The 11,049-nt window shown below is 71.2% G+C and carries 10 protein-coding genes; 3 read left to right on the top strand and 7 right to left on the bottom strand.

What is annotated here, in order from left to right; genetic code table 11:
* From F3J18_RS32415 to F3J18_RS32440, 6 genes are all read right to left on the bottom strand, one after another.
* On the bottom strand, positions 1 to 877 hold an 877-nt coding region (locus tag F3J18_RS32415), incomplete at its 3' end, for a PfkB family carbohydrate kinase (RefSeq protein WP_240156471.1).
* On the bottom strand, positions 874 to 2,325 hold the full coding sequence (locus F3J18_RS32420) for a cytosine permease (protein WP_166916184.1): 1,452 nt from the start codon (positions 2,323 to 2,325) through the stop codon (positions 874 to 876). The genes F3J18_RS32415 and F3J18_RS32420, both read right to left, overlap by 4 nt.
* Positions 2,326 to 2,378: 53 nt before the next feature.
* Complete coding sequence (locus F3J18_RS32425) at positions 2,379 to 3,446, bottom strand: ADP-ribosylglycohydrolase family protein (RefSeq protein ID WP_166916186.1); 1,068 nt, start codon at positions 3,444 to 3,446, stop codon at positions 2,379 to 2,381.
* The gene (locus tag F3J18_RS32430) at positions 3,446 to 4,174 is read right to left on the bottom strand and encodes a GntR family transcriptional regulator (protein WP_013698563.1); all 729 of its coding nucleotides are present in this window, start codon (positions 4,172 to 4,174) and stop codon (positions 3,446 to 3,448) included. Before F3J18_RS32430 ends, F3J18_RS32425 begins: the two co-directional genes overlap by 1 nt.
* Positions 4,175 to 4,380: 206 nt before the next feature.
* Positions 4,381 to 5,406, bottom strand: coding sequence for a porin (locus tag F3J18_RS32435; RefSeq protein WP_166916188.1), 1,026 nt, complete (start codon positions 5,404 to 5,406; stop codon positions 4,381 to 4,383).
* Positions 5,407 to 5,803: 397 nt separating this feature from the next.
* On the bottom strand, positions 5,804 to 6,235 hold the full coding sequence (locus F3J18_RS32440) for a hypothetical protein (protein ID WP_025099295.1): 432 nt from the start codon (positions 6,233 to 6,235) through the stop codon (positions 5,804 to 5,806).
* A gap of 109 nt (positions 6,236 to 6,344) precedes the next feature.
* Between F3J18_RS32440 and F3J18_RS32445 the strand changes: the two genes are divergently transcribed.
* Positions 6,345 to 7,184 (top strand): helix-turn-helix transcriptional regulator, encoded by an 840-nt coding sequence (locus F3J18_RS32445; RefSeq protein WP_166916190.1) that lies wholly within the window; start codon positions 6,345 to 6,347, stop codon positions 7,182 to 7,184.
* Positions 7,185 to 7,348: 164 nt separating this feature from the next.
* Here the strand turns inward: F3J18_RS32445 and F3J18_RS32450 are convergent, their stop codons facing one another.
* Complete coding sequence (locus tag F3J18_RS32450) at positions 7,349 to 8,398, bottom strand: alpha/beta fold hydrolase (RefSeq protein ID WP_166916191.1); 1,050 nt, start codon at positions 8,396 to 8,398, stop codon at positions 7,349 to 7,351.
* 132 nt (positions 8,399 to 8,530) lie between these two features.
* Here F3J18_RS32450 and F3J18_RS32455 point away from each other — a divergent pair, with 132 nt between their 5' ends.
* Together F3J18_RS32455 and F3J18_RS32460 are read left to right on the top strand one after the other, a co-directional pair.
* Positions 8,531 to 9,472 carry a LysR substrate-binding domain-containing protein gene (locus F3J18_RS32455; RefSeq protein ID WP_105829632.1) on the top strand — a complete coding sequence of 314 codons (942 nt, stop codon included), beginning with the start codon at positions 8,531 to 8,533 and terminating at the stop codon, positions 9,470 to 9,472.
* A 250-nt stretch (positions 9,473 to 9,722) separates the two neighbouring features.
* A complete protein-coding gene (locus F3J18_RS32460) occupies positions 9,723 to 10,961 on the top strand; it encodes an MFS transporter (RefSeq protein WP_025099291.1) in 1,239 nt (412 codons plus the stop codon).
* Positions 10,962 to 11,049: the final 88 nt, after the last annotated feature.

An 11,049-nucleotide genomic window follows, 5' to 3' on the forward strand; every position in this document is an offset into this window, starting at 1 on the left:
TCCCGGCAGGCGGCTGCCGTGTCAGGCCATCATGCCGAGCGCGCCGCGACGCAGCAGCGGCTGGTCCGAGCCGACCACGAACCAGCCCGCGCCCATCGGCTCGAACTCGCCGCGGTCCTGGCCCGCCCCTATCGCCACGCCGCCGCGCTTGCCGTCGCGGCCCGCCAGGGCCAGCACCGTCAGCGTGGCCTGCATCCCCCCGAGCGGTCCACACTCGACGGAACCGCGAGCCCACTGCGAGCTCGTCCAGCGCCGCCTCGACGCTCGCGCGGCCGGTGTGGCGCAGCGCCTCCTCGCGGTTGCCGGTCCAGATCCGCGTGCGCCGCATCACGCGCGCGAGCAGCGCCGACTCGATGCTGTCGACCAGCGGGCCGGGATCGAAGGCCACCACCACCGATTCGGGCAGCGTCTCGAGCCAGTCCGCCAGCAGCGCGCCCTTGTCGGGCACGCACAAGCCGTAGCCCGTCACATAGACGATGTCGCGCGGCGTCACCGCCAGCGCGTCGAGCACGTCACGCTCCAGCACCGCCTCGGCGCCGAGATGGGTGACGAAGGTGCGCTCGGTGCTGGCGTCGACGATCGCCACGCAGATGCCGGTATCGCGATCGAGCACGCGCGGCGCGGCCAGCTCGGCGCCCTCGGCGGCCAGCGCCTGGCGCGCCAGCTCGCCGAAGCGCCCGGTGCCGTGGCCGCCGGCATAGACGCAGGCCATGCCGCTGCGCCGCGCGGCCGCGATCACGTTGAAACCGCCGCCCACCTCGAAGCGCGCCTCGGAAGCCAGCACGTCGCCGCCGGGCGGCGGCAGCGCGCCCACGCGCATGATCAGGTCCACCAATACCTGTCCCGTATGAATCAGACGGGGAACTGCCAAACTCATGACATACGCTCCTGCAGACCACGATTGCGCCGCGCGCCGCCGAGCAGCGCATAGAGACCGCCCGCGACGATGAAGGTGACGATCCAGCCCAGGCCGTTGCGGCCCAGCCAGCTGCCGGCGAAGGGCCCGTGGAAGCCGTGCTCGCCGCCGATCGACAGGAAGCTGAAGCCCAGCACGATGGCCAGCGCCCAGGCGCCGAACGCGCGCCATTCCACGCCGCCACGATACCAGTAGGCGCTGGCCGGGCTGACGTCGAGCAGGGCCTCGGGCCGGTAGCCGTCGCGGCCGGCCAGGTCGACGATGAAGATGCCGACCCAGGCCGTGATCGGCACCGCCAGCAGCGAGATGAAGCCGATGAAGGGGCCGTAGAAGCTGCCCTCGACCAGCATGAAGTAGATCGAGCCGGTGGAGATCACCACGACGTCGACCACCACCGCCTGCACGCGCTTGACCTTCAGGCCCAGCGTGAGCGTGGTGAGCCCGGCCGAATAGACCGACAGGTAGTTCGACAGCAGCAGCCCGCCGAAGGCGGCGATCAGGTAGGGAATCGCCATCCAGTGGGGCAGCAGATCGCGGATCGCGGCGATCGGGTCGGTGGCCGAGGCGAGCTTGTCGTTGCCCACCGCGAGCAGCGCGCCGAGCGTGATCAGCAGGATCAGCGGGATGCCCGCTCCGAACGCGGCCGAGGCGACCAGCGAGCCGGCCTTCACCTCGCGCGCCTGGTAGCGCGACATGTCCGCGCCGGCGTTGGCCCAGCCGATGCCGGTGCCGCCCGCGATGGTGCCGATGCCGATGATCACCGCGCTGGCCGGCGCCGGGGCCGCCGCGAACACCGCGTGCCAGTCGATCGCCTGGGCCAGGAAGCCGGCCACCACCAGGTTCAGCGCGCCGAAGACCCAGGTCGACCACTTCTGGATCACCAGCAGGGTGGCGTGGCCGAGGCCCGACACCACCAGGGTGGCCGCCACGAAGATCGCGATGAACAGCAGCGTGAGCAGCGGATGCGCCTTGGCCTCGGCCGAGCCGCCGAACACGATCGAGAACAGCGAGAGCAGCACGTAGGCGCCGGTGGTGGTGTTGACGGTTTCCCAGCCGAGCCGCGAGAGCAGCGAGACGATGGTCGGCCCGATGTTGCCGCGCACGCCGAACACCGCGCGCGAGAGCGTCAGGCTCGGCGCATGGCCGCGCCGCCCGGCGATCGAGATCACCCCGACCAGCGCGAACGAGCCGGCCGCGCCGACCACCGCCACCAGCATCGCCTGCCAGATCGCCAGGTGCTGGAAGGCCACCAGGGTGGCGCCCAGCGGCAGCGCCAGGATGCTGATGTTGGCGGCGAACCAGACCCAGAACAGTTGCAGCGGATGGCCGCGACACTCGTCGTCGGGTACCGGTTCGATGCCGCGCGCCTCGATCTTGCCGGCGTGCGCGGGGTTGCGGGACGAAGCCATCTGTCTGTCTCCTGAAGCTGGGTGGGGAACGCGCGGGATGCGCGGGGCTCGCGCTAGCCGCGCGGGCCCCGTGCGCCGCGCAAGGCGAGCAGTTGCGCGCTGAGCGCATCGAGATCGAGCGCGCTGACGCGGCGCACGGTCTCGACGAGTGACTGGGGCAGTGCCTGGTAGCCGGCGCAGGCGCCGAGCATCGCGCCGAGCATCGCGGCGATGGTGTCGGTGTCGCCGCCGAGGCTGGCCGCGCTGGCCAGCGAGGCCTCGATCGCGGTGCCGTGGCGTCGCGCGTCGTGGGCCAGCGCGAAGGCCGCCACCACCGATTCCTGCGAGGCCACCGAGGTGCCGACCACTTCGTACAGCCAGTCGGCCAGCGCCTCGCCGCTGCGCGCGGCGCTCTCGCCCGCCACCCAGCGCAGCCGCGCGCCGATGCGCGCGCCGGCGATCCAGTTGCCGCGCGTCTCGCCGAGCTCGGCGAAACGTGTGCCGGCCTCCAGCGCCTCGCCCAGCGAGGCGCCCTCGATGCCGGCCGACACGACGGCCGCCACCGCGGCCGCGCTGGCGATGCCGAGCGTGGTGTGATGGGTCACCAGGCAGGAACCGACCACCGCCTCGACGAAGGCCTCGGGATCGGCCAGCGAGGTGGCGATGCCCACCGGCGTGACGCGCATCGCGGCGCCGTTGGTGGTGCCGAAGCGGCCCGCCAGCGAGACGTCCTCGCCATCGACGATGGCCTGCGTGGCGCGCCGCGTGGAGGGGCCGAGCAGGTCCAGCGAGCCGCGCGCCTTCATGTCGGCTTCCCAGGCGATCAGGCGCCGCGCGAACTCGAGCGGCGCGATCGCGCCCTGCCCGTCCACCAGCAACTGCGCCACCAGCACCGCCTGCTCGGTGTCGTCGGTGATCGCGCCGGCGCGCATGTTCGGCGCGATCGGCTGGTCGGGGCCCGCGTCGAGCAGGCCCGTGACGCGGCCGAAGCGTTCGCGGATCGTCTCGCGGCTCAGGGCCTGGGTCGGCATGCCGAAGGCATCGCCCAGCGCGAGGCCGTAGAAGGCGCCGCGCGCGCGGTCCAGGCGCGCGGCATCGGCCTGGTCGGGGTCGGGAAACGAATCAGTACGGTCGATCGACATCAGAATTCCAGGTGCAGGGCAAAGTGGGCAGGGTCGAGCAGGCTCACCACGTACTCGATCACGCGGTTCTCGCGGTCGCGCGTGAGGCGCCGCGAGCGCAGGAAGGGCGTGCCGGCGCGGCGCTTGAGCAGCCGCGCGTCCTCGGCCTCCAGGCCGACCACCTCGGCCCATTGCTCGCCGTGGTCGGCCACCATGCCGTGCTCGGCCAGCGTGCGGTTCAGCGAGCCGCCCACCAGCCCTTCGAGCGGCAGCGCGGCCAGTTCGTCGGAGAACGGCAGGCGGCTGCGTTCCAGCGAGATATGCGCGGCCGTGTCGCCAATCACGCGCATCCGGTCGATCGCCACGAAGCGCGCGCCGGCCAGGCCCAGTTCGGCCGCCAGCGCCTCGTCGTCGATGATCGCGATCTGCAGCAGCTTGGTCTGCGCGCTGCCGCCGGCGCGCTCCAGCGCGGTGGTCCAGCCCAGCGAGCCGTCGATGGCCTGGCCGTGGAAGGTCACGAAGGAGCCGATCCCGCCGCGCCGCGTGATCAGGCCGCTGCTGGTGAGCAGGTCGAGGCCCTTGCGGACCGTGTTGCGGCTCACCGCGAAACGCTCGACCAGCTCGCTCTCGCTCTCGAGCTGCTGGCCATAGGGCAGCCGCCCGCTCAGGATGTCCCGCTCGAGCTCCGCCGCCACCCGGTGTGCCTTGGAACGCCCGACTTCGGACGTCCTGGCCGATTTACGCACCATCTTCTGTCTCCTGTCAGCAAGTGCCGCGCGGCCCCGGTTTCCGGTAGCGGAAAGCCGTTCGCGCGTCGCAAAAGGTACAAGTATGCACAGGTTTGACGACGGGCGGCGCCGGAAGGTGGATCGGGACGCACGCATGGTGATGACGGAAGCTCGGCTCACTCGCTGAAACGATCGATGAAGGGAACGGGAAAACGGCGGCGGCGGGCTCAGAAGCGATGCACCATGCCGAGCTGGAAGCCGCGCGCGTCCGCGCCCGGATAGGCCAGCGGCAGGCCCGCGTTGGCGGAGCCGGCCAGCCGGTACGAGGCGTCGCCGCGGTTCTGCAGGAAGGACAGCGCGCCGTACAGCGAGGTGCGCTTGGAGAACGTGTAGGTATAGAGCGCGGCGATCTGCCGGGCGTTGGCGCCCTGTCCCGTCTCGTCGTGCAGGTAGGTGCCGCCCAGCGACAGGGCCTGCGCGGGCGTCACCTGGTAGAGCGCCGAGATGCCGTAGATATTCACGTCGAGACCGATGTCGGCCCACTTCGCGCCGCTCCAGCCGAGATAAACGGTGGTCTTGCCGATCTGGTAGCCGGCGCCCACCTCGGCGGTGCGGTCGAGCGTGCTGTTGTCGGCGCTGCGCACCGCCTGGGCCGCCGCGATCGCCGAGAACGGGCCGTGCGCGTAGGTCACGTCGGCCTGGTAGCTGGCGCCCCCCGAGCGCAGCCCGCCCGCGTCGCCGAAGCCGACATAGACGCTGAACTGCAGCCCCGACAGCGAGGGCGACGTGTAGGAGACCGTATTGCTGGTGCGCACCGCGTAGGTTTCCATGTTGCTGAAACCGGAAGCCTGGGTGGCCGCGCCGAACGCGTCGAGCCCGCCCTGGTCGTTGAACAGCGGCGAGTTCTGGCGGCCCACGTGCAGCTCGCCCCAGTTGCCGCCCAGCCCGACCCAGGCCTGGCGGCTGAACATCGAGCCCGGCGTGGCGAAGCTGCCGTCGTTCGGGTTGAAGCCGTTCTGCAGGTCGAAGTTGACGTAGTTGCCGCCGCCGATGTCCTCGTGGCCGCGCAGCCCGATCCGGCTGGCCCACTGCCCCGACGAACCGATCGCCGCGGTGTAGCCGTTGCCGGTGTTCACGTACTGGAAGAACTCGTCGATGATGCCGTACAGCGTGACGCTCGAATCGGCATGGGCGACGAGCGGCAGCAGGCCGGCGGCGAGCGCGAACGTCAGACGCGACAGACGGAAGGACATCGTGGAACCCTGGTCGGATGGGATGCGGTCGTTTCGACCGGCCTGTTCCTCTAAAAAGTACATGTAGGAACAGGCGCAAAATTAAGGTTCCAATTTGAACAAGTCAAGCAGGCATCACTAGGGGAAAACCGCAGGGGGCCCGCCCCGCTTTCCTCGGAGGAAAGCGGAACCCTGGCAGGCGACGAGGCGATGGAAGGCCCGGGACGGCCGAGGCGCGGCCGGGTCGCGGCAAGCGGATGCGGGAACTCGCGCCGGGGAAGCGGCGAGGCGGCGAGGCGGCGAGGCGGGGAATTGCGTGGAATGGCGGGGAAAGGAAGGCGGGAGAACGAAACGGATCAGGCGGGAAACCGCCGGCGCGAGCGCGCCGGCGATTCGAACCACACGAGCAAGCGCGGGATCAGGCCACCAGCGAGCCCTCGGCGGCGCCGGTCATGCGATTCAAGGCGATCCGGCGCGCCTCGTCGAGCGTGGCGGCCACCTCCACCGGCACCCCGAAGGCCCGCTCGATGCCCGGCGCGCGCTCGAGCGCGGCCTCGCGCTCGGCCGGATCCGGCTCGATCGAGATCAGCGCGCGGCAGATCGCGGCCAGCGCCTCGCGGTTCTGCTTGAGCCAGAGGCCGCGCTGCTTGCGGTCCTCGTGCCCCTCCTCCGGGCGGCCGGCCGGGAAGATCATCACGAACGGCATGCCGATCCGCAACAGGGTCTGCATCTCGTCCTCCCAGCGCGCGGCGTAACCGTCCTCGATCGTCTCGTTGCGCATTAGGACGAAGGGAAATTCGCGCAGGTCGAAGATGCGCAGCGCCGGGGTGCTGGTGGTTCGGGTAGTCATGGTGAACGCTCCATCGAATTCGGGTTTTGCAACCACACGAGGAGCATTGTTGGCCGGCGGCGGGCAAAGCTGATAATGTCGTTTGGTCAAAAAATAATGAATTCCGGCCATGACCTCCAACCCGGCTTCATCCACCCCCGACAGCCCCTCGACGCTCCAGGAAGCGATCGAGCGGCTCGACGGCCCGGTCCTGATCGCCCTGCCCGGCGGCGAGCACCGCGGGCCGCACGCCTATCGCCTCGGCACGCGCGAGATCGACTGGCACCAGCACCGGCGCGGCCAGGTGTTCTGCATCGAGAGCGGCTGCGTGCACGTGCGCACCCCGCACGGCTCCTGGCTGCTGCCGCCGCACCGGGCCGGCTGGATTCCGCCCGGGGTGCCGCACAAGGTCAGCATCAGCGGCGCGCTGAGCGGCTGGAGCGTGGCGATCGCGCCGGCGGCGAGCCGCACCCTGCCCGCCGAACCCTGCGTGATCGCGACCACCGAGCTGATGGCGGCCCTGGTGCGCCGCGCCGTGAGCTGGTATGGGCGCGACACGCTGAGCGCCGAGGAGACGCGCATCAGCCGCGTGCTGCTCGACGAGATCCGCCGCGCGCCGCACGAACCGCTGCACCTGCCGATGCCGGCCGACCGGCGCCTGCTGAAGATCGCCCGGCGCATCCTCGCGCAGCCGCACGAGGGCCGCACGCTGGAGGACTGGGCGCAATGGGGCGGCTTGTCGGCGCGCACGCTGAGCCGCCTGTTCCAGGCCGAGACCGGCACCAGCTTCGCGCAGTGGCGGCAGCAGGCGCGCCTGACGCTGGCGCTGGAGCGCCTGGCCGGCGGCGCGCCGGTCGCCAACGTGGCCGATGCGCTCGGCTACGCCACGCCGAGCAATTTCATCGCGATGTTCCGGCGCGCGTTCGGCGATTCGCCCGCGCATTACTTCGCGCGTCGGCGCGAAGGCTGAGCTCGGGCTGGCGCTGGCGGCAGCGCGCCGCCAAGGACGCAGCCGCGCCCACCACCGGCAGGCAGCCGGGAAGAAAAAGGGCCGCGCGCTATCCTCGCGCGCGGCGCGCGGCGCGTGCGGGACCTGCCAAGCATCGCGCACGCGACGAAACCGTGGAGCCCGCGCTAGAGCAGCACCGCCTCCGGCTCGATCGCGCCCGGCTCGTCCTCGCTGCCGCCGGCCTCGGCCGCCTCGCGCTCGGAGACGATGCGCCCCGGCACCTCGTCCGCGATCCGGCCGCGCAGGAGCCAGTCCAGCACCATCGGCCAGAGCCTGCCCTCGAAGCGGCTGTGGAAGAAGGCGAAATGGCCGATCGCGGTTTCGCCCACCTGTTCCGGGTTCAGGCGCAGATGGGTGACGCGGCTGCGGGTGAAGTAGCGCAGCAGCCGCTCGATCGCGGCGACCGTGCCGAACGGGTCGTCGCTCACGCTGAGCGCCAGGATCGGCGCGCGCAGGGCCGCGAAGCGCTGCACCAGCGCGCGGCGCTCGCGCTCGCCGCGCCGGATCGGCGCGCGCCGGTAGGTGTGCTCGAACTCGGCGCGGCTGCGGCTCCAGGACAGCGCCACGCCGCGCGGCGTGTCCTCCATCCAGCCGAGCCGCCGCGCCGGGAAATAACCGCACAACGTGCTCACGAGCGGCATCACCAGGTGCCATTTCCACAGCATCGATACCCGGCTGCGCGGCGCGTAATCGCGCCAGTGCGCGTATTGCGCGCCCATCGTGAAGACGCGGCGCACCAGGTGGTTCGAGGGCGCCAGGCCCAGCGCCACCCCGCCGATGCTGTGCGCGACCACGTCGATCGGCTGGCCGGGAAAGGCCATCGAGGCGTAACGCAGCACCGCCTCGGCATCGCGCTCGCCCCAGTCGAGCCAGCTCGCCTCGAATCGCGCCAGCACCGGCGGGCGCGATTCGCCGATGCCGCGATAGTCGTAGACGATCGCATCGCAGCCGTGGCGATGCAGCCAGGCCGCGAAGCGGAAGTAGTAACGGCAGCGCACCGAGGTGGCCGCGTTGACCACCACCACCGGGCGCGGTGCGAGCGGATCGGGCGGCGCGGCCTGACGCCAGACGAAGCCGCCGATCGGATAACCGTCCCCGGCGACGATGGTGACCGGCTCGGGCCCGGCGTCGGCCGCGTGGTCCATGTCGCGCGTCTTTCCAGTCGTATCGGCCATTTTCCCTCACATACCCGCAGTGCATGCCATGCCCATTCCGCTTGATCGCAGGGCAGGCTCCGAGCGCTATTGCACTTGACCGCCCCGCTCGACTCAATCAATCTTCTTGCATTGATCGCATGAGGCTCGCGCATGACAGTCCCGCTCATCAAACTCCCCTCGCTCGATCTCCTGCGCGGTTACGTGGCCGTCGGCCGGCGCATGAGCATCACGCTCGCCGCCCAGGACCTGTGCCTCACGCAATCGGCCGTGAGCCGCCAGGTGAATGCGCTCGAGGAGGCGCTCGGCACGCGCCTGTTCCACCGCGGCTACCGCTCGATCTCGTTTACGCCCGAGGGCGAGCGCCTGTTTCGCGTCGCCGACGAAGCCGTGCGCCAGTTGCAGGACAGCGTGGAGGCCCTGACCCATCCCAAGGCGCCCCAGCCCGTGACCATCACCGCCAGCATCGGCGTGGCGGGCCTGTGGCTGCTGCCGCGGCTCGGCGAGTTGCAGCAGGCGCATCCCGGCGTCGACCTGCGGGTGGCCGCCACCGACAAGCTGCTCGACCTGCGCGCCGAGGGCATCGACCTGGCGATCCGCTACGCGGCGGCCGACCACGCGCCGGCCAGCTCGGTGCGGCTGTTCGACGAGACCATCGTGCCGGTGGCGCATCCCTCGCTGGGCGTCACCGCGCTGGATGCCGACACGCTGGCGCGCCACGCGCTGCTCGAATTCGACGGCCCGCGCCGCCCGCTGCTGCAATGGGCCGATCATCTCGGCGCGCTCGGCCTGGAGGCCGCGCAGCGGCGCGGCGTGCTGCGCTTCAATCAATACGACCAGGTGATCCAGGCCGCGCTGGCCGGGCGCGGCATCGCGCTGGGGCGCGTGGCCCTGGTCGCGCCGCTGCTGGCCGACGGCCGGCTCGCCGCGATCGGCGAGTCCGACTCGCATCGCGCCACCGGCTACGCCTACTGGCTGCACCAGGTCGATCCCGAACCGCGCGAGGACGTGCGCGCGGTGATCGACTGGATCCTGGCCGCCACCGGGGTCGAACCCGCGCGCAAGCTGGAGTTCGACGAGCAGGACGCGCGCTGATTCGCACCTGGAGGCCGTCGACCGGCCAAGCATTTCGATACGGAGGATCGCCGGGCTGCTGACTCCCTCCCGCCCGGCGCCTGCATCGGTGCGCATCGCATGCGACCCCTTTCATGCGGCTCGCGCATGCGAAGCGTGCCGCATTCTCACTTGATGCACGCTCCCGCCAGGCGCTTAATTGAGGCCCGGCGGCCCGCGACGGCTGGCGTCGCGCTCGCGACGCGTGCCGCGCGACATGAGAAGGAGACATATGCAGATCCGTTCCGAGGAGGCCTGGCGCCACCGCTGGCTGCTGGTGATCATGGGCGGCATCGTGATGGGCGGCGCGCTGGGCGTGCGCAACGTGCAGGGCCTGTTCCTGATGCCGGTCACGCTCGATCACGGCTGGAGCCGCGAGACCTTCGGCCTCGCGCTGGCGCTGCAGAACCTGCTGTGGGGCATCGCCCAGCCCTTCACCGGCATGATCGCCGACCGCTACGGCTCGGCACGCGTGATCTTCGCCGGCGCCGTGCTCTACGCGCTCGGCCTGGTGGTGATGGCGCTGGCGGCCACGCCCGGCGTCTACACGCTCGGCACCGGCCTGATGGTCGGCATCGCGCTGTCGGGCACCGCCTTCGGGGCCGTATATGGCGCGCTCTCGCGGCTGTTCCCGGCCGAGCATCGCGGCTGGGCGCTCGGCATGGCCGGCACCATCGGCGGCCTCGGCCAGTTCGTGATGGTGCCGCTCGCGCAGGGCATGATCGACTCGATCGGCTGGGTGCGCGCCAGCTTCGTGCTGGCCGCCGTGATGCTGGCCACCGCGCCGCTCGCGGCCTGGCTGCGCGACCGGCCGCCGGTGCGCGGCGCCGAGGGCGGCAGCCACCAGACGATGCGCGCCGCGGTGCGCGAGGCACTCACGCATCGCGGTTTCTGGCTGCTCAACATCGGCTTCTTCGCCTGCGGCTTCCAGCTCGCCTTCATCGCCGCGCACATGCCGGCCTACCTGCTCGATCGCGGCATGAGCGCGCGCCAGGCCAGCATCGCGCTGGCCACCATCGCCCTGGCCAACACGCTCGGCACCTTCCTGTGCGGTTATGCCGGCGGCATCTGGCGGCGCAAGTACCTGCTGGCCGGCATCTACTTCACGCGCGCGATCTCGATGGCGCTGTTCATCCTGCTGCCGCTCACGCCCGCCAGCCTCTACCTGTTCTCCTTCGTCACCGGCCTGATCTGGCTCGGCACGGTGCCGCTCACCAACGGCCTGGTCTCGCAGGTGTTCGGCGTGCGCTATATCGCGACGCTGTTCGGCTTCGTGTTCTTCGGCCACCAGCTCGGCAGCTTCTTCGGCGTCTGGCTCGGCGGCGTCGTCTACGATGCCACCCACTCCTACCTGCCGCTCTGGTACGGCTCGATGGCGCTCGGCGTAGCCGCCGGCCTGCTGCACCTGCCGATCAACGACCGCAGCGTGCCGCGCCTGTCGAGCCCGGCCCCCGCCGCGCAGCCGGTATGAAGCCGCGCCGCGATCCCCGCACCGCCTGGGCGACGAGCGCGACTCGGGCGAGCCATGAGGTCTCGCCCGGCCCCGCCCCGCAGGCGAG

Source organism: Burkholderia sp. Ax-1720, from assembly GCF_011753035.1.
In the GTDB taxonomy this organism is placed as follows: domain Bacteria; phylum Pseudomonadota; class Gammaproteobacteria; order Burkholderiales; family Burkholderiaceae; genus Burkholderia; species Burkholderia gladioli.

Coding starts and splice junctions, on each gene's coding strand:
- F3J18_RS32420 (WP_166916184.1), bottom strand. CDS start 2,325: ATGGCTTCGTCCCGCAACCCCGCGCACGCCGGCAAGATCGAGGCGCGC.
- F3J18_RS32425 (WP_166916186.1), bottom strand. CDS start 3,446: ATGTCGATCGACCGTACTGATTCGTTTCCCGACCCCGACCAGGCCGAT.
- F3J18_RS32430 (WP_013698563.1), bottom strand. CDS start 4,174: ATGGTGCGTAAATCGGCCAGGACGTCCGAAGTCGGGCGTTCCAAGGCA.
- F3J18_RS32435 (WP_166916188.1), bottom strand. CDS start 5,406: ATGTCCTTCCGTCTGTCGCGTCTGACGTTCGCGCTCGCCGCCGGCCTG.
- F3J18_RS32440 (WP_025099295.1), bottom strand. CDS start 6,235: ATGACTACCCGAACCACCAGCACCCCGGCGCTGCGCATCTTCGACCTG.
- F3J18_RS32445 (WP_166916190.1), top strand. CDS start 6,345: ATGACCTCCAACCCGGCTTCATCCACCCCCGACAGCCCCTCGACGCTC.
- F3J18_RS32450 (WP_166916191.1), bottom strand. CDS start 8,398: ATGGCCGATACGACTGGAAAGACGCGCGACATGGACCACGCGGCCGAC.
- F3J18_RS32455 (WP_105829632.1), top strand. CDS start 8,531: ATGACAGTCCCGCTCATCAAACTCCCCTCGCTCGATCTCCTGCGCGGT.
- F3J18_RS32460 (WP_025099291.1), top strand. CDS start 9,723: ATGCAGATCCGTTCCGAGGAGGCCTGGCGCCACCGCTGGCTGCTGGTG.